Annotated in this window: 20 protein-coding genes; 8 read left to right on the top strand and 12 right to left on the bottom strand. The window is 54.2% G+C overall.

What is annotated here, in order from left to right; all coding sequences use genetic code 11:
* Both OES20_11990 and OES20_11995 read right to left on the bottom strand, forming a co-directional pair.
* Window positions 1–584: HlyD family secretion protein (locus OES20_11990; GenBank protein MDH3635413.1), on the bottom strand; the 584-nt coding region annotated here is incomplete at its 3' end.
* 65 nt (window positions 585–649) lie between these two features.
* Entirely contained in the window at window positions 650–1,138 is a 489-nt protein-coding gene (locus tag OES20_11995) for an asparaginase domain-containing protein (protein MDH3635414.1), read from the bottom strand.
* 94 nt (window positions 1,139–1,232) lie between these two features.
* On the opposite strand from OES20_11995, the gene OES20_12000 reads away from it, so the two are divergent.
* Window positions 1,233–2,459 (top strand): MFS transporter, encoded by a 1,227-nt coding sequence (locus OES20_12000; GenBank protein MDH3635415.1) that lies wholly within the window; start codon window positions 1,233–1,235, stop codon window positions 2,457–2,459.
* A gap of 259 nt (window positions 2,460–2,718) precedes the next feature.
* On the opposite strand, the gene OES20_12005 is transcribed toward OES20_12000, so the two are convergent.
* From OES20_12005 to OES20_12035, 7 genes are all read right to left on the bottom strand, one after another.
* Window positions 2,719–3,765: a succinylglutamate desuccinylase/aspartoacylase family protein gene (locus OES20_12005; GenBank protein ID MDH3635416.1), complete on the bottom strand. Its 1,047-nt coding sequence runs from the start codon at window positions 3,763–3,765 to the stop codon at window positions 2,719–2,721.
* A 14-nt stretch (window positions 3,766–3,779) separates the two neighbouring features.
* Window positions 3,780–4,682, bottom strand: a complete 903-nt coding sequence (rimK, locus tag OES20_12010; protein MDH3635417.1) for a 30S ribosomal protein S6--L-glutamate ligase — start codon at window positions 4,680–4,682, stop codon at window positions 3,780–3,782.
* A 12-nt stretch (window positions 4,683–4,694) separates the two neighbouring features.
* Window positions 4,695–5,168, bottom strand: coding sequence for an ATP-dependent zinc protease (locus OES20_12015; GenBank protein ID MDH3635418.1), 474 nt, complete (start codon window positions 5,166–5,168; stop codon window positions 4,695–4,697).
* Window positions 5,169–5,181: 13 nt separating this feature from the next.
* Window positions 5,182–6,345 (bottom strand): acetylornithine deacetylase, encoded by a 1,164-nt coding sequence (argE, locus tag OES20_12020; protein ID MDH3635419.1) that lies wholly within the window; start codon window positions 6,343–6,345, stop codon window positions 5,182–5,184.
* Complete coding sequence (locus OES20_12025) at window positions 6,346–7,017, bottom strand: DUF1028 domain-containing protein (GenBank protein ID MDH3635420.1); 672 nt, start codon at window positions 7,015–7,017, stop codon at window positions 6,346–6,348. It lies immediately after the preceding gene.
* A gap of 177 nt (window positions 7,018–7,194) precedes the next feature.
* The gene (locus tag OES20_12030) at window positions 7,195–7,605 is read right to left on the bottom strand and encodes a RidA family protein (GenBank protein ID MDH3635421.1); all 411 of its coding nucleotides are present in this window, start codon (window positions 7,603–7,605) and stop codon (window positions 7,195–7,197) included.
* 101 nt (window positions 7,606–7,706) lie between these two features.
* The gene (locus OES20_12035) at window positions 7,707–8,981 is read right to left on the bottom strand and encodes an NAD(P)/FAD-dependent oxidoreductase (GenBank protein MDH3635422.1); all 1,275 of its coding nucleotides are present in this window, start codon (window positions 8,979–8,981) and stop codon (window positions 7,707–7,709) included.
* 448 nt (window positions 8,982–9,429) lie between these two features.
* Between OES20_12035 and OES20_12040 the strand changes: the two genes are divergently transcribed.
* The 7 genes from OES20_12040 (at window position 9,430) to OES20_12070 (ending at window position 16,687) form a co-directional block, all read left to right on the top strand.
* Window positions 9,430–11,499: an FAD-dependent oxidoreductase gene (locus tag OES20_12040; protein ID MDH3635423.1), complete on the top strand. Its 2,070-nt coding sequence runs from the start codon at window positions 9,430–9,432 to the stop codon at window positions 11,497–11,499.
* A gap of 428 nt (window positions 11,500–11,927) precedes the next feature.
* A complete protein-coding gene (locus OES20_12045; protein ID MDH3635424.1) occupies window positions 11,928–12,110 on the top strand; it encodes a hypothetical protein in 183 nt (60 codons plus the stop codon).
* A gap of 1 nt (window position 12,111) precedes the next feature.
* Window positions 12,112–13,209: an ABC transporter ATP-binding protein gene (locus OES20_12050; protein MDH3635425.1), complete on the top strand. Its 1,098-nt coding sequence runs from the start codon at window positions 12,112–12,114 to the stop codon at window positions 13,207–13,209.
* On the top strand, window positions 13,206–14,108 hold the full coding sequence (locus OES20_12055; protein ID MDH3635426.1) for an ABC transporter permease: 903 nt from the start codon (window positions 13,206–13,208) through the stop codon (window positions 14,106–14,108). The genes OES20_12050 and OES20_12055 overlap by 4 nt, the downstream gene beginning before the upstream one ends.
* A 2-nt stretch (window positions 14,109–14,110) precedes the next feature.
* Window positions 14,111–14,956: an ABC transporter permease gene (locus tag OES20_12060; GenBank protein MDH3635427.1), complete on the top strand. Its 846-nt coding sequence runs from the start codon at window positions 14,111–14,113 to the stop codon at window positions 14,954–14,956.
* Window positions 14,957–15,004: 48 nt separating this feature from the next.
* Window positions 15,005–16,033, top strand: coding sequence for an extracellular solute-binding protein (locus OES20_12065; GenBank protein MDH3635428.1), 1,029 nt, complete (start codon window positions 15,005–15,007; stop codon window positions 16,031–16,033).
* Between the two features lie 297 nt (window positions 16,034–16,330).
* Entirely contained in the window at window positions 16,331–16,687 is a 357-nt protein-coding gene (locus OES20_12070) for a cupin domain-containing protein (GenBank protein MDH3635429.1), read from the top strand.
* On the opposite strand, the gene OES20_12075 is transcribed toward OES20_12070, so the two are convergent.
* From OES20_12075 to OES20_12085, 3 genes are all read right to left on the bottom strand, one after another.
* Entirely contained in the window at window positions 16,684–16,923 is a 240-nt protein-coding gene (locus OES20_12075; protein MDH3635430.1) for a YdcH family protein, read from the bottom strand. The genes OES20_12070 and OES20_12075 overlap by 4 nt on opposite strands.
* 14 nt (window positions 16,924–16,937) lie before the next feature.
* On the bottom strand, window positions 16,938–17,267 hold the full coding sequence (locus OES20_12080; GenBank protein ID MDH3635431.1) for a TraR/DksA family transcriptional regulator: 330 nt from the start codon (window positions 17,265–17,267) through the stop codon (window positions 16,938–16,940).
* A 104-nt stretch (window positions 17,268–17,371) separates the two neighbouring features.
* The gene (locus OES20_12085; protein ID MDH3635432.1) at window positions 17,372–18,334 is read right to left on the bottom strand and encodes a DMT family transporter; all 963 of its coding nucleotides are present in this window, start codon (window positions 18,332–18,334) and stop codon (window positions 17,372–17,374) included.
* Between the last annotated feature and the right edge of the window lie 38 nt (window positions 18,335–18,372).

Below are 18,372 nucleotides of genomic sequence, written 5' to 3' on the forward strand. Positions count from 1 at the left end.
GCCGGGTAACTCTCGACCTCGAGTTCGCGCGCTGTTACTTCGAGCCTGCGTCGACCCAGCTCGCTGCGCGCGCTGTTAAGTGCGGTGTCGGCGCTCAGGTTCTGTTTTTTAAGCTTGACCAGGCGCTCGACCTCGTCATCCGCCAGGGCTAACAGTTCGCGTTCGGTTGCCAGCGATGACCGGTTGGACTGGTGGCGGATTTTGAGTTCTGCGATCTGGTTATCGATATCGCGCAGATCCGCTTCAGCCTGGAGCAGGGACGCCTCAAAATCCCGTCTATCCATGCGCAGCAGGGATTGCCCCTCGATCACCCGAGCGCCATTGCGCACCGAAACGCTCTCGACGATACCACCACCCGGTGCGGCTGCTTTTAACTGTTCGGGTGACTCGATGCGACCGTATAACGTAACGCTGGGCGAGAGCGTCTGCTGCTCGGCCCTGATTACGTCGATCTGCCAGACTTTTTCGGTAAGCGCGGGTTTGTCACGCTCGGTCTTGCTGGAGACCAGTGAATAGTAAAGGCCGCCGGAGAGAAGGAGTACCAGCAGGGGCAGGATAAACTTGGCCGAAGTCCTAGCTTTCATGGTGGATCCAGAAACCGAAACTGTAAAGCATGTGCAGTATATACCCTTGGTGTGGGATTGTTACGCTAGGAATTAGCTTGCTCGAAGCGATTCAGACTGCGATTCTTGGATACCCTGCGCGGGTCAAATACCTGTCCGTTCATTACCAGGTGTACGCCCAACGGCAATAGCTGAACCGCAGCACTGGCGAATCCCAGGTTAAAGGTTGCATCGCTGTCCCGCATGCGTGCCGGCTGCATTGCACCGAGCAGGACAATGGTTTTATCCCTGATTTCCAGCAGGGCCCGTGCGGTTTCTACCATCGTGTCGGTGCCGTGGGTGATTAAAATTCTTTTCTCTTTTACACTGCTGACCGCATTGCAGATTATTTCTCGATCAGCGTCGTTGATATCGAGACTGTCTTTTTTGAGTAGCGACGTAATCTCGTAATCAAAGCTGACATTAGCTTCCTCGAGCAACTCACCGATGATCGGATCACCAATATGAAATTCGCTTTTGACGTCGAAATAGATCTTGTCAAAAGTGCCGCCAGTGGTGAATATCTTGATCTTCAAGTTCTACTCCTGATTGTGCATGCCAAAGTAAGGCAAATAGCCAATCTGATATTGTAAACTGGACATGACGACTACACTAACCTGTTTAATTTGAATGAGCACCGAACCATTAGTTCAGCATAAAGTCCCTGTTATCGCGCTAGCCTGCGCCTGTTTGATTGCTTTACTGGCGTTCGGCCCGCGTTCCGCAATGGGTTTTTTCCAGCTGCCGATTTTGCAGGACACCGGCTGGGATCGCAGCACGTTCGGCCTGGCGATGGCCCTGCAGAATTTATTCTGGGGTATGGGACAACCCCTGTTTGGTGTGATTGCCGATAAATTCGGCGCCTGGCGAGTTCTCGCGATCGGCGCGGTACTCTATTTTGCTGGCCTCGTGGTGATGGCGATCGCACCAAGCCCGGTGTGGTTGCACATCGGCGGTGGAGTTCTCATTGGTCTAGGCGTTGCGGCCTGTTCCTTCGGCGTCGTGCTGGCCTCGATTGCGCGCATGGTCAGCCCGGAAAAACGTTCGTTTGCGTTCGGTTTGGGCACCGCCTCGGGTTCGGCCGGCATGTTTGTATTTGCGCCGATTTCTCAGGGGCTGATCGATGCGCTGGGTTGGTCTGACAGCCTGGTTGCGATTGCTCTGGTGATGTTGCTGATCCCATTACTGGCAATTCCGTTGCGCGGTAATTCGAGTACCTCGAAATTTGCCGCGGTCGAATTCGAGCAAACTGCCAGGGCTGCCTTACGCGAGGCCTTTGCCACCCGCGGGTACTTGCTGCTGACGTCCGGTTTTTTCGTTTGCGGTTTCCAGGTCGCTTTCATTACCGCCCATTTCCCGGCCTATATCAGTGACCTGGGTATTGCGTCACGCTGGGCGGTGGTTGCCATCAGTTTGATCGGGTTTTTCAATATCATCGGTTCGCTGGCGTCCGGTATTATTGGTCAGCATTACTCGAAACCGATTTTACTGAGCCTGATTTATATTGCCCGGTCTATCGCATTTACCGTGTTTTTATTGACGCCAGCCACCCCGGTTACCGTGGTCGTGTTTGCCGTCGTGATTGGTTTGTTATGGTTGTCGACCGTGGCCCCGACCAACGCGCTGGTCGCGGTCATGTTTGGTACCCGCTACCTGGGAATGCTCGGGGGCATAGTTTTCTTTTCGCACCAGGTAGGATCTTTCCTCGGGGTCTGGATGGGTGGCGTACTTTATGATGCGACCGGGTCCTACGACGTGGTTTGGTGGCTCGGGGTAGCGCTTGGAATTTTCGCCGCGATCGTGCACTGGCCAATCCGCGAAGAACCAGTCCAGCGGCCTGTCCCACAAACCGTCTAATCCTTTAAACTTACTGCTTTTTGACCATCAGGCTTCTAGGTCAAAAGTGCCTCTATCGGTCACCTATCAGAGTTCCAGCTCTCTCGGATTGAAGGCTGCAAAAGGCGCTCCCAACTGGCGCAAGCGCCAGTTGATCCATCCATGGAATCGCTTGGAGCGCGGCGTCCATGCCGCGCTACACTTTTGCAGCCTTCAATCCGAGAGAGCCTGAATAAACATCAGTATAGAATGCTACGGTCGAGAGTCCGGAATGCGCAGTTTAAACCAGCGGTGGTTCGTCGCTTAGCAGTTCGTCAGTATTCGGATCCAGTTCTTCGTGATAGGCATCGATGTTCTCCGCTATTCGATCAACGGCTTCGTAGCTGGCAATATTAAAAAGAGCCTCGCCCGCGAATACCAGCGGCAAATTGGTTTTACCAATAATGATTCCCGAAACTGGACTAACCAGCTCCTCGGTGTTTTCCCCAAGGGGATTATTAATGTAGGCCAGCAGGTCACCGATTTCGACCTTGGCTCCGGTCGCGACCAGGGAGCGCAGGATTCCACTTTGCGCGGCTCGTACCCAGCGAGTGGTATTTGCGACCAAGGCCGCTGATTTACGCTGCTTCTTGCTTTTGGCGCGCATGCCGAGTTCCCGCATCACCTGTAGCACACCCTTGACACCGGCCCTGATCGCGACTTCGTCGAAACGCAGCGCTTCACCTGCTTCGTAAAGTAATACATTGATGCCATGGCCGTGTGCGGCATCGCGGAAGGTTCCTTCTAGCAGCTTAGCATTGAGGATGACCGGAACTCCAAACGCCTGAGCCAGGACTTCCAGGTCCGGGTTGCCACGCAGGTTCGCGCGAATCTGTGGCAGGTTTTCGCGATTGACCGCACCAGTGTGTAAATCGATGATGTGGGTACAGTGAGGAATGATTTGCGTCATTAGCACGTGGGCGAGACGTGCCGCCATCGATCCATTCTCGGAACCGGGAAATGACCGATTTAAATCGCGGCGGTCAGGCAGATAGCGCGATTTGGAAACGAAACCGTAGACATTAACCACGGGGATCGCAATCAATGTACCCTTGATGCGATCGATGAACTTGTGCGACAGCAGGCGCCGAATAATTTCAACGCCATTGATTTCATCGCCATGCAGCGCGGCGCTGACCAGCAATACCGGCCCGGGATTGCGACCGTGTACTACATGTACCGGCATGTTAACGCTACTGTGCGTGTAGAAACTGGGTAACGGAATATCGATTGACTGGCGGCTGCCGGATTTAATGGTAACCCCGGCGATTTCAATGGCAGACTGCATATTATTGTTGACTCTTAGCCCTTGCCACGCGTCCTGGTTTTACCGGGTTTTAACTTTTCCAGGTTGCTGATGATCAAACCGGCGACATCCTTGCCGGTAGCACCTTCGATACCCTCCAGCCCGGGGCTTGAATTGACTTCCATGACTACCGGGCCATGATTGGAGCGCAGCAGATCAACACCGGCAACATTTAAACCCATGATGCGTGCCGCCCTGACTGCAGTTGAACGCTCCTCCGGTGTGATTTTAATCAGGCTCGACGCACCGCCTCGATGCAGGTTGGAGCGGAACTCGCCTTTTGGTGCCTGGCGTTTCATCGCCGCGACTACTTTGCCGTCGATGACAAAGCAGCGGATATCGGAGCCTCCGGCTTCCTTGATGAATTCCTGTACCAGTATATCGGCCTTGATGCCCATGAATCCCTCGATGACGCTTTCGGCCGCTTTTTGCGTTTCCGCGAGAACCACCCCGATGCCCTGGGTTCCCTGGAGTAACTTGACCACCAGGGGGGCACCACCCACCATTTCGATGACGTCCTTGATATCGTCGGGCTTGTTGGCGTATCCGGTCAACGGCATACCGATACCCCTGCGGGATAACAGTTGCAATGAGCGCAGTTTATCCCGCGAGCGGCCGATAGCTACCGATTCGTTCAACGCGACCACGCCCATCATTTCGAACTGTCGTAAAACAGCCAGGCCGTAGGCCGTTACCGATGCACCAATCCGCGGGATAACGGAATCGAAGCCTTCGAGTACCTCGCCACGGTAGTGGATCGAGGGTTTGTGTGCCGCGATATTCATGTAGGCGCGCAGCACGTCAATGACGACTATTTCGTGACCGCGCTCTTCGGCGGCCTCGATAATGCGTCGCGAGGAATACAATTTTCGATTTCTCGAAAGAAGTGCAATTTTCATCTGGATGTTCGCCTATAACCCGTATAGTTTGCGCGGCCTTAGTTTGCCATTAATGTAGGACGCGCCAGGATCAACCACAAATCGATTCTCCATAGCCCGGCGTCCCAGCAGCATACGAAAGCGCATAGTATCACGGTTAGTCAGGGTCATCTCAATAGGCTGTTCGATATTTCCGATCACGAGTCGGCTTTGAATGACGTAACGCATTTCACGGTGACCGCCGGAATCGGTGACCTCGCGAAAATCGAAAACCGGGGCGTGGCACTCGACTTCGAGCCCGTCATTGCGCTGGATCGGATGGATCATAAACCGCAGCATATCAACGCCGTCTTTCTGGTAGGGTTCGATCAAAAATGCATGCAGCGCCGAGGTGCGGGCACCGGTGTCAACCTTGGCCTTGAGTGCAGGCAGATTCAAATCGGGTAACGCGACCCATTCCCGCCACCCGATCGTAGCCTGCGTCGATGTTGAAATCGGAATGGTCATGGCATTCCCCTGTCTATGCCAGCGCTGATGTCTCGCGGCAGCGATGTACCAGGTTTTCGATCATCTGGTCACAGTACTGCAGTTGCTCGCGACCGACAAATTCGTCAGGTTTATGGGCCTGGTCGATACTGCCCGGTCCACATACCAGGCAATTGATGCCGAGGCTATCGAACAATCCGGCCTCGGTACCGAAGCTGACATTGGCGCCGATATTGTCAATCGGGTTGATGGCGCGGGTGTAAGCGATGACCGTTGACGCCGGGTCGGTATGCAAACCCGGGTAGAAAGAAGTTTCGTCGAAGCGGATATCGCTATCGGGATGGCGAGTTTTCATGTCGACGAGCAATACATCGTTGGCGTAATGCCTGATCTCGTGCATCAGTGCGTCGAGATCTTCCTGCGGCAAGTTGCGAATCTCGAACTCGAACTCGCACTGCCGGGGCACGATGTTGAGTGCAGTACCGCCGCTGACTGTGCCAACGTGAAAGGTCGAATGGGGAACCGTGTAACTCTGGTCGGTCAACTGCTGCTGCACGCGGGTGTTCATATTGCGGATAAACGCAATCAGCTCGGCTGCATACTCGACCGCGTTAACGCCGCTGGCAATATAGGCGGAATGACAGGACAGTCCACTGACGGTAACCCGGTAGGAAAGCTTGCCCTTGTGGCCGAGGACCATGCTCATGTCAGTTGGCTCTCCGATCAGGCCGATACGTGGTTTGACTTCGAATCCTGCCATCGCATCCACCAGTTTTTTCGCACCGAGACAACCGATTTCCTCGTCGTAGGAAAACGCCAGGTGTAGCGGCATTTTTAATGACCGGGCAGTCATCTGGGGTAGTCCGGCAAGCACGCAGGCGATAAAGCCTTTCATGTCGCAGGAACCGCGGCCCACCAGCAACTTGTCCTCGGTTTTTAACTGATAGGGATCACTATGCCAGTCCTGGCCGGTGGTCGGCACAACATCGGTGTGTCCGGAAAGCATCACACCACCAATGTCATCAGGACCGATCGTCGCGTAGAGATTGGCACAACTGCGGTCATCTTTGTGTACCAGTTGTGAGACGATGCCGTGGTCGTCGAGCAGGTTGCGCACGAAGTCGATCAGTTCGAGATTCGATTGGTTGCTGGTGGTATTGAAAGCGACCAGGCGGGCAAGAATTTCCTCGCTGTTCACCTATGGATCTCCAGGAACGCCGTAGGATGGGGCGTCGTCCGGATTGTAGGCGCGCGTTATGTAATCGTCGATTTGCGGCTCGTAAACCTCCCAGCCAGCCAGCATTTTGGCGATCGGGTCATCGTCCCAGTCGATGCGTAATTCGGCCAGCGGCCAGGATGGCTCGCCACCGATTAACAGTCCGGCGGAATGTAGCTGCCCGGCTTCGCCGCCAGCCTCGACCCCCGCGACCAGCGAACCCAGGACACGCGCGCCGAAATTTCCGCTTGAGTTTTCGAAAGCATTCACCATCGCCTCGGGCACACCCTCGTTAGCCAGCAGGTTGCCGGCCGCGACGCAGTGCTTGCCCTCGGTCGAGGCAAAACATCCAAGCATTGCATCACCGCTGAACGATCCAGTTCTGCCGTGGTTGTCAATCAGAGCGAGTTGGCGGTATTTGATATAGGGCGTGCTCGTTACCGCGGCATCAATTACCGCGTCAACCTCGACACCATCGTCTAGCAGGGCGAGCATCTGCGGGCCCAGGCGCGGGTCAGTGATATTTTGACTCAGCGCTATACCCACCCCCGATCGCCAATGCAGACAGCGGCTGCTGACACTGATGCTGGACGATGAAATTGCGGCGCCAAGCTGACCCGTAGTTTCGTCCCAGGCGGCGATCGATAGTGTCATTATCTTTCTCATCGTAAAAGTTAGCGAAGCGGTCCCCGGCTATATCGTCGGCTAATGCCGAGGCTGGATTCGGGTCACTGCCATAGTATAGGGGTTTGATCCGATCGATGAAATTTGTCTTTTGTCTATTTGTGTATCGAGATGCGCTGGTTGCCTAAAGCCGTCTCGAATGCGTCGTCATTCGTCGATTACCGCGGTGGCATCGATTTCAACCAGCCATTCCGGCCGCGCAAGGGCGACCACGACCAGGCCGGTACAGGCGGGATGAATTCCTCTGATATATTCGCCCATGGTTCGATAAACAGCTTCCCGGTGCCGAATATCGGTGAGATAAACCACCAGTTTGGTCAGGTGCTCCATCTTGCCGCCGGCCTCTTCGATGAGCAGTTGAATGTTCTGCATGACGCGATGAGTTTGTCCGACAGGGTCACCGATGGCTACGTTTTCCGTTGTGTCCAGGTCCTGGGCCACTTGCCCGCGCAGGAAAATGATATTGGCCGCGACAACGCCTTGCGATAAATCGTTGTCCAGGTTTTGCTCGGGGTAGGTCTCGCGGGTATTAAAAGGCCTGAGCCGTTTATGTGCCATAAATGATTCTCCCAATGTAATGTAAGGCAGCGAACAGATTTCTGCGGTGCACCGCAAGACATTTTGTCCATGGCAGATGACCGGCTGCCGTTATCCGTAGGTTATGCGCTTTCAGACTCACGTTGCTCGGAAGTATTGTATGCCAGATACTTGCGTTGCGTGGCAATATGGTCCGCCACGAACTTGGCGTCGTGCCAGACACCCCAGATGAAGGAAGACGCTCGTCGTGACTGCCACGGCAATCCCAGGAAATAGACGCCGGGCTCAGTCGAAATACCGCGCTGGTGCTTCGGCCTGCCTGCTTCGTCGACCGCGTCAACCTTTAACCAGCTGTAATCGACAGTGAAGCCGGTGGCCCAGAGGATCGAGGTTATTCCAGCCTCCGCCAGGTTCAACTCCAGTATCGGATCGGTCACGCACTGCGGGTCCGATCCGAATTCGCGAGCTTCAGGCTCCTGCGGAAGATCGAGGCCGTTGCGGGCAACATAGGCGTCGGCTTCGTCTAGCACCGACAGGGTGTTCGCATCCCCTTGCGCAAGATTGTCCGCAAGATCCGTTGCGAAGTGCATCACACCGTCTCGGAAAGATTCCGTCCGCCCAACGAGCGTCATCCCTTGCTCGGCAAAACGCCGGAAGTCGACCGTTTGACCGCCATGAGCACCGCTTACCGCGATCGTGACATGTTCCATTCCTGGCTCGAGGGCTGCGGCATCCCACTTGCCGAGCACCCCCAGCCACCAGACGAAGTCGCGCCCACGATAGCTTCGTGGAGGACGGTCATGCGGGCCGACCGAGAGGTAAACACGTTTTCCTGTACCCAGGAGCTCATCTGCAATCTGTGCCCCCGAAGAGCCTGCCCCAACCACCAGCACCGCACCCTCAGGTAACTGGTCGGGATTGCGGTAGGCGTTGGAATGGATCTGCATGATGCCTGAGTCTTCAGGTACCACGGCCGGTATGACAGGGTGTTGGAATGGTCCGGTGGCGGCTACCACGCTGCTAGCTTCGATCACGCCATTCGACGTTTCGATATGGAAGCCGGGTCGTCCAACATTCCTTTGCACTTCCTTGACCTCCACACCACAGCGGATGGGGGCAGCGATTTTTTCAGCGTAAGCAACAAAATAGTCCGCAACCCGCTCCTTGGGGGCAAAGGCATCGGGATCGACATCGGAGAACTCCATGCCCGGGAACCGATCGTGCCAGGCCGGACCATTGGCAACCAGCGAGTCCCATCTTTCCGAGCGCCAGCGTTCCGCAATTCGGTACCGCTCCAGCACGAGGTGAGGCACGCCGCAGTTGCTCAGATGCTCGCTCATGGCCAAACCGGCCTGGCCGCCGCCAACAACGAGCGTGTCTATTTTCTCAGTTGACATATCTGGGTCCTTTTATGGTGATGATCGACACCGCGCAGGCAGTCTGGCTCTTAGCTTCGAGAAATTGATGCTGATCCATCACACCCCCCTGCGTCTAAATCGGCCCAATATTATGAATGCTTGACGTCAAATAAAGTATTCTTTTTTCAACAATTGATTTTATAAAATCAATCCAAATCCAATCAATCATCGGAATTTAATTCAAAATTAATTAAGTCAGATATACGCAAATAATAATTTACATGCACCAGAAATCACCTCACACTTGTTCTCTATCGCTGATACATGTGCGCACGAAAGAAGCAGCGAATTAACCGAAGATTATCATGCCAATCCACAAGCAAACCATTGTCTTCGAAAGTTTTCTGCAATGCCGCAACCAACAAAATTACAACAACAAAATTCTGGGTAGGGGTAATTTGTAGCCACGCCACAGGGGAGGGGGCCAATGAGTAGAGACCCACGTTACGATATTTTGTTTGAGCCGGTCGCCATCGGACCGGTGACTGCCAAGAACCGTTTTTACCAGGTACCGCACTGCAATGGTGGCGGCTACCGGGATCCATCGTCGGCAGCGGCGATGCGCGGGATCAAGGCCGAGGGCGGTTGGGCCGTTATATTTACCGAGCAGACCGAAATGCACCATACCTCGGAAATCGCGCCCTATATCGAGCTACGCCTGTGGGACGATGATGATATACCGGTACTCGCCAGAATGGCCGATGCGATTCACGAACACAATGCCCTGGCCGGCACCCAGTTGACCTATGCGGGTGTCAACGGTCCCAATCTCTATACCAAGGAGATCCCGCTGGCGCCGAGCGCGATGCCGATCCGGACTTACACCGCGGACCCGGTGAGCGCGCGTGCGATGACGAAAAAAGATATTCGCGATCTGCGCCGCTGGCACCGCAACGCCTGCCTGCGTGCAAAAACGGCGGGTATCGATCTGATTTGCCTCTACGCCGCGCACGGGCATGGCGTGTTTCAGCATTTCTTATCGACCGCCACCAATCAGCGCAGCGACGAGTATGGTGGCAGCCTGGAAAATCGAGCACGGCTGATGCGCGAGTTAATCGAGGAATGCAAGGACGCGGTCGGCGACAGTTGTGGTATTACGCTGCGACTGTCGCTCGATGAAACCCTCGGCGAACTCGGCTTTGCCAACAATGAGGTGCGCGAATTGATCGAAATGCACGCCGAGCTACCAGACCTGTGGGATCTCGCGCATGGCACCTGGGCGGATTGTTCCGGACCATCACGTTTCAAGGAAGAAGCGGCACAGCAGTCACTGGTCGAAGGTATCAAGGCTTTGACGCCAAAGCCCGTGGTCGGTGTCGGCCGCTTCACATCACCCGATGTGATGCTCAAGCAGGTCAAGTCCGGAATTCTCGATTTCATTGGCTGTGCACGACCCTCGATCGCCGATCCCTATATTCCGCGTAAAATCGATGAAGGTCGTATCGAAGATATTCGCGAATGCATCGGCTGCAATATCTGCATCGCCGGCGACATGACCATGTCGATTTCACGCTGTACGCAAAACCCGACCTTCATGGAGGAATGGCGCAAGGGCTGGCACCCGGAACGTATCGACGGCAAGGGTGCCAGCGAAACAGTGCTCATTGTCGGCGCAGGGCCCGCGGGTCTCGAAGCTGCGCGCGCCCTCGGCATGCGCGGTTACCAAGTAGTGCTGGCTGAAGCCAAAACTGAATTAGGTGGACGAGTTGCGCGTGAGCGCCATTTGCCCGGCCTGTCGGCCTGGGGGCGAGTTGCCGACTACCGCGAATATCAATTGGGCCAAATGCCCAACGTTGATATTTACCTCGACAATGAACTCGCTGCCGATGACATTCTCGAGTTTGGATTCGAGCACGTGGTGCTGGCAACCGGGTCTCACTGGCGCACCGATGGCGTATCAAGACACCATGTATTGCCGTTGCCAAACGACGGCTCGCTGGCCGTGCATACCCCGGATGATTTAATGGATGGCGAGGTTCTGACCGGAGAGGTGGTTATATTCGACGACGATCACTATTACATGGGGGGTGTGATCGCCGAATTGCTAGTCGAGCAAGGTGCCAGGGTCACGCTGATTTCGCCGGCCGCCTATGTCTCGGCCTGGACCAACAATACGCTGGAACAGGGCGCGATTCATACTCGTCTGGTCGAACTCGGGGTCGATATCATTCTAAATCGGGCAGTCAGCAAGATCGAAGGTGGCCAGGTGTTTAGTGAGTGCGTATATTCGCGAAAAATCGAATCGCATTCGGCGGATCACGTCGCCATGGTCGCGTCGCGCCAGGGAAACGATGTGTTATGGCGGAAACTCAGCAAGCGCGAAGCGGAATGGGAATCGCATGGCATTAAATCGATCAAGTTGATCGGCGATGCCGAATCGCCGGCGCCAATCGCCTGGGCGACTTATGCCGGGCACCGCTATGCGCGTGAACTGGATATGCCCGATATCGGTGATGACCTGCCATTTCGACGCGAAGTTACACAACTGAAAGAATGAAACCTGAGGAGATTTACATGAAACCGGTCAAGCCAGGTGGAGGATAGTAAGTAGAAACGCTATGCCTGGCACGGGGTAGCCGTGACCGTTGCAGGCCTCGCAACGCGAGGCTCGTTTGCGATTGATGAAATGTCGGGGGTATCGAGACCGATCGTCGAATATGGATGCCCCGCCCTCATCGCGACATCATTTCGGGTTTGGCCGATTCACATAAAATCATTAGTCGAATCCGGATCGTAGAAGTTAATCCACTTGATCTGACTGATGAAACCAGGTTCGTTTTTTATAAATTTAATCCCCTGCGTGAATAAGAAAATCCGAATCAAGCGATCGTTAATCAATGCTTTCCATTACTTTTAATCTGCGGTTTAATACCATGCAAACGGTGTGATCACAAACATCGAATATAACCGAAGGTCGAGAGGAGCGTGTCTGAAGTCTGCAAAACCAGCGCCGTCAGAGGGTGCAATATCGCAGTACTATTCAATAGTGCCGGTGACGCGATCGCTGCACCTGGCATAGCTTTAAGCAAATTCGCGGATCGCGAACTCGTGGAATCGGTGACACTATGTCCGCAAGTCATCGGCACCAACGAGGACATGAAGGTATAAAATGACTTCTGCAATTGATATTCACGGCGTTACCAAGATTTATAATCCCGCTTCGAACCAGCCGGTCAAGGCCCTCGACGATGTTTCTCTGACCATCAACGATAACGAGTTTTTCACGCTGCTCGGTCCCTCCGGCTGTGGCAAAACCACCCTGTTACGCCTGATCGCCGGCTTTGAACAGGTATCCGGTGGTGAAATCATGCTGTTCGATGACGAGATCGAAAATCTCGAACCGAATCGTCGACCGGTCAATACGGTTTTCCAGCATTACGCCCTGTTCCCGCACATGACGGTCGCCGAAAATGTCGCTTTCGGTCTCGAGCGCCTGAAGAAACCCAAATCGGAAATCGAGGCCACGGTCGAGCAGGTGTTAACCCTGGTCAAGATGAAGCACCTGAAAGACCGCCGACCCAACCAGCTTTCCGGCGGTCAGCAACAGCGGGTTGCCCTGGCTCGCGCACTGGCGCCAAGCCCGCAAGTATTGCTACTGGACGAGCCGCTCTCGGCCCTCGACCTGAAGCTTCGTCAGGCGATGCGCGAAGAGCTCAAACAGCTACAGAAAGAGACCGGCATAACCTTCGTCTTTGTCACCCACGACCAGGAAGAAGCCCTCGCAATGAGTGACCGGATCGCGGTCATGTCCGATGGTGAGGTTCAGCAGATCGGAGGACCGACCGATATCTACGAGCATCCGGTCAACCGCTTCGTCGCGGATTTCATCGGCGATACTAACTTTCTGGATGGTGTGATTGAGAGTCTTAACGATGATCTGGTGACCTGCAGAATTGGATCGAACAGCATGTTCGAGGCCGAAAACAGCGGTGGTCACAAGGTCGGTGACCAGGTTACGCTATTTCTGCGACCCGAGAAAATCAGCCTGTCGGCACTGGACGATTCCAACGGCTCCAGTACTCGGCCCGGCAAGGTAGCGAACATGGTCTACCTGGGTAACCAGGCAGCCTACACCGTGGACATGGGCGACGGCATCGAACTGACCGCCCAGGCGCGCCCGCGAGAGGACGGTAACCTGCCTTTCGCGATCGGCGACCCGCTCGCCGTTGGATTCTCGGCACGGGCATTGCGGGTATTGGCCCAGTGAGTAACTGGTTACCCAAAAGTGCCGCCGGTAAGCGCTGGCTGGGTCTCGCACCGAGTTATTTCGTGATCGGCATATTTATGCTGGTACCGATGATCATCATGGGCGTGTTTTCCTTTCTGGAACCCAATCCCTATGGCGGCGTCAAGCCGGTAGGGTCGCTGGCCGCCTACATCAAACTCTTTTTCGAATACGACCTGGAAGACCAGCTGGTCTTCAATCCCGGTTATATCAACATCATATTACGCTCCTTCCAGTTATCCTTCGGTGCGACGCTGCTGTGCCTGATTTTCGGTTTCCCGGTGGCTTATTTCATCACGCTGCAGCCCGAAAACCGACGCAATTTTTACATTTACCTCGTCACTATCCCGTTCTGGACCAACCTGCTGATCCGCACCTTTGCCTGGATCATTATCCTCGGCCGCGGCGGCGTGATCGAGACACCCCTGCTCGCGACTGGCATCATCGAGGATTCATTGCGCATGATGTATACGGACGGCGCCATCGCCATCGGCCTGACCTACAGTTACCTGCCGCTAATGGTATTACCCATCTATGCCAGCCTGGAAAAACTCGATTTCCGATTGCTGGAAGCCGCCAGCGATCTGTACGCCAACCGCCTCGAAGTCATGACCAAGGTCGTTATTCCGTTGTGCAAGCCCGGTATTATTGCCGGTTGTATCCTGGTGTTCATCCCTTGTCTCGGCGCGTTCATTGCGCCGAACCTGCTGGGCGGGGGCAAGAAGCTGATGCTCGGCAGCCTGGTCCAGTTTCAGTTTGCATCGGCGCGCAACTGGCCTTTTGGTGCGGCCTTGTCCATGTTGTTGCTGTCCGCCGTGGTTGTCATGCTGATTTTCTACGCCAGGTCGGCCAAAAAAAGAGCAGCCATGGAAGGGGCATGATCATGAGTGAACAAATGCAGCAGTCATCAACCCCACGTGCGCGCAAGAAGATGCTGCCCGTAGGCCACTATCGCGGGCTCGGTGGCTGGACAATTTTTTTCTTCATCTTTCTTTACCTGCCCATCGTCGTACTGATCTTCTATTCGTTCAACGCCAACCGCATGGTGATGAACTGGGGCGGATTTGGACTCGACTGGTACGTGAAGGCGTTTCACAACGCGGATATTCAAAAAGCGGTATGGAACTCCCTTATCGTCGCCACGGTGTCGACGATTTTTGCAACGGCGATCGCTACCATCGGCGCGCTGGTGCTGGCCAGGGGTGGAAATTTCCGCGGCAAGACAGTTTCGCTCGGACTGATTACGCTACCACTGATGGTGCCGGAAATCGTGACCGCCGTGGCGGTACTGATATTCTTTTCTGCGATTGGCCTGAACTGGGGATTGGGCAATGTCATCATTGCCCATGTCACCTTCTGTATTCCATTTGCCTTCATGCCGATTCGAGCGCGACTCGAAGGTATGGATACGTCGCTGGAGCAGGCCGCGCGTGATCTTTACGCTTCGGAATGGGAAACATTCCGTTACGTCACCGTGCCGTTGCTGATGCCGGGCATCGTCGCTGGTGCCATGCTGGCTTTCGTGATTTCCATGGATGACTTTATTATCACGCTGATGGTGGGCGGTGCCGGTTCGACCACCTTGCCGGTCTATATCTATTCGATGATCCGCCGTGGCCTGACCCCGGAGATCAATGCGGTCTCGACTGTATTGCTACTTGTCTCGATCGCCATCGTTACGGCATACTGGGTCGTTTCGAAAAAGACACAGACGAATACTGTGCACTAATCCTGGTTTTATCGCCATAACCAAATGTACCAACTGGAGGAAACTCAAATGAAACGTGTAGTAACCCTTTTCGCCGCGGCCGCTGCGATGCTGATCTCGGGATTGGCACAGGCTTCGGGCGAGCTATTTATCTATAACTGGACGGAATACACCCCGCCCGAACTCATCGCCAAGTTCGAGAAGGAAACCGGTATCAAGGTTTCCGTGGACACTTACGATTCCAACGAAACCCTGCTGGCTAAACTTCAGGCCGGTGCCACCGGATACGACATCGTCGTACCCAGCCAGAACTTTGTTCCGATCATGATCAACGAAGGCCTGATCCAGAAGGTAGGCGTTCATTCGCTACCGAACTATAAAAATTTGGAGGATCGGTGGAAAAAACCGGAATGGGATCCGGAGCAGGAGTATACAGGGCCCTGGCAGTGGGGTACGACGTCGTTCTCGTACAACAGCGAACTGTATTCCGGTAAGGGTGAGTCGCTGAAAGAATTCTTTGAGCCGTCCGGCGAACTCAATGGACGCCTGAGCGTTTTTCAGACTCCGGACGAAGTCATTAGCCTCGCCAACATCTATCTCGGCATACCGTTTTGTTCCGAAGACGCGAAGCAAATGAAAATGGTCCAGGATATGCTGGTCAAGCAGAAGGAATCCGTCGTCGCCTATAACTCTGAAACCATGAGCGACCTGCTCACCAGCGGCGAAGCCATGATGACCAACCACTGGAGCGGTTTCTCGCGGCTGGGTCGCCTGACCGGTGCGCCGATCGTCTATGCCTACCCGAAAGAAGGCGTTGTCGGCTGGTATGACAGCATGGTGGTGCCGACGAGTGCCAAGAACGTCGAAAACGCCAAGAAGTTCATGAATTTCATGATGGATCCGGTCAACATGGCTATGCTGACCGAAAACCAGGGTTATGGTGACGCCGTCAAGGGCACCGCCGCCTACTATTCGGATGAACTGAAATCTGCGCCGGAGATTAACCCGCCGTCCGATTTGAAAGTGTTTTTTGCGCCGACCTGCTCACCCAAGGCCCAGTCACTGATCGACAAGGTTTGGACCAAGGTCATGCAGTAAGCAGTCTCGATACTGTTGATTACACGCCTGGAGCGGCGCTTTTACAAGCGCCGCTCTTTTTTTTCATCGATTTCTCGTAAAGGGCTGCAGCTAGCAATCTATTGCCGATCCGAGATTATTCGATACGATGCACCGGGGAATGTGCAAGTGGCGCAAGGGTGCTTTCCCGATGTCGACCGGAATCGTGGTTGCCGGACCTGGATAACCCGAATCGTTGATGGAGATTGATATTATTGCCGTGATCCCTGAAGATTAAATCCCGTTGTGCAATGAAAAAATAATTAAACGGAGGGATCAATGAAACCGGTAACCGAAGGTGAACGCATCGTTGTCAATCTTGACAAGATGGAATTCGAGCCTTTTATCAATAGTAGTGGTGAGGCCGATGGGCTTGCCTTTCAGCTCGATCGAAGCAAGCGACTCGGTACCGGTTTCCATATCTATAAAATGGAACCGGGTTACACCACGATTCCACACCAACACCGCGGTAATGAAGAATTTTTTATCATCAGCGGCGATTTGACCGATAACGATGGCACGGTCTACCGTGCAGGTGATCTGGTGTTAATGAAAGACGGTACGCAACATTGCTCTCACACCGAGAATGGGTGCGTAATCGTGGTTTATATCGAAGCTCCGGAAGCTAGCGTTTAAGCCTCCTTGATCATGCGATACAGTTCGTCTTTTAAATATAGACGGACCTTCTTGCGCCCCTCGAGATAATCATCGGAGGTGTTTTCTATCCCGGTTTCAATGCGATGGACCTCGTGGTCGACTTCATGATACTCGTCAAATAGCTTGGCAAAATGCTGATTTGTCATTTTCAGATCGTGAATCGTGTCACGGTGCTCGGGTAGCTCATGTACCAGGTCGTGTTTTTCGGTCAACATGGATCTGTTCCCGGTTACCGTTCAATCTTTTCGGCGCAGTTCACGCAGTGCGCGGTAAAAGGCAGCAATTCGAGCCTCGCGGTTGGAATCTCTTCACCGCATTCGTCGCATTGAAAATAGGTGCCGTTTTCAATGCGCAGCAATGCAAACTTGATCATCGCCAGTTCCTGTTCGGAGCTGTTGCCGAGTGATTCCAGCACCTCGTCATTTTCTCGTTCGCTCGCCTGTTCACTCCAGTCGGCCGACATGCCTTCGTGCCGGATGTCCCTGTCGATCGCGTTGATGCGATGGGTCACTTCCTGTTTCAATTCGATTAGTTTTTTCTTGAAGTCTTTCTCGTCCAAGGCAATGCACTCCTGATGTCAGTCTCGAATAACTGTGGAAGTTGTTTTTTACTGATATTTCAAGTATCGATAGATTACCGCTAAAATCCTTGATATGGAACAGGTTAGTAGTCGATCTGGACGTGCTCGGGTGATTTTCGATGTGCGCGGTTTTCGAGTAAAAACACCACCAAACCACTGCAGATTATCAACCCGCTGCCGGTAAAGGATATCCAGTCCGGCCAGTCCCCCCACAGGTAAAAGCCAACCAGCAGCGCAAATGGTAGCGACGCATATTCAAAGGGTGCGACCGCCGGGGCTTCGCCCAGTCGATAAGCCTGTGACATCAGGTAGCCACCGAATGCGACCAGCACACCGCATAACAGCAGTAATTGAAACTGTGGCAGGCTGGGCCAACTCCAGGCGCGCAACAGAAAAGCAGTAGCACCGCCACTGGCGGTGTCGAAGCGGCCGTCACCGATCGCCAGGCCGATAATCGAGCTGATGGCGATGAAGGCGAGCTGGATGTAAAAGGTTAGCGTGCTCGCTTTATCCTGCATGCCGAGCTTGCGCGTCATCATCGTCATCATCGCATAGCACAGGGCTGCCATTACTGGTAACAGGCTGATGAAGCGGAACACTTCGCTGCCCGGACGCAGCATGATAATGACGCCGATCATACCGGCAATGATGACCAGCCAACGCGACAGCCCGACTTTCTCCCCGAGCACGGGTTGGGACAGGATACAAATAAACAGCGGGGCGGTATAAAACAGCGATACGGTTTCGGCAAGCGGCATGGCCGACAACCCGAGGAAGAAGAACATGTTGGCCAGCACCAGCATCGAGCCGCGGATAAAATGCAGTACCGGTCGACGCGTTCTTAAGGTCTTGAGACCACCCTCGAGACGAATAAAAACGCAGACCAGTACCATCGCGAATAGCCCGCGAATCAGCATGATCTGATGTAGAGCAAGGTCTGGACTCAGCCATTTAATAATCGAGTCGCTCAGGGTGAGAAGGGCGATCGCGGCAACCAGGCATAAAATTCCCTGGGTATTTCGATTCAGTGATTCCAGGTAGTTCAATGATGGAAGCTCCGAGGTCCCGGTAGCGGGATCACGAG

Source organism: Gammaproteobacteria bacterium, assembly GCA_029862005.1.
In the GTDB taxonomy this organism is placed as follows: domain Bacteria; phylum Pseudomonadota; class Gammaproteobacteria.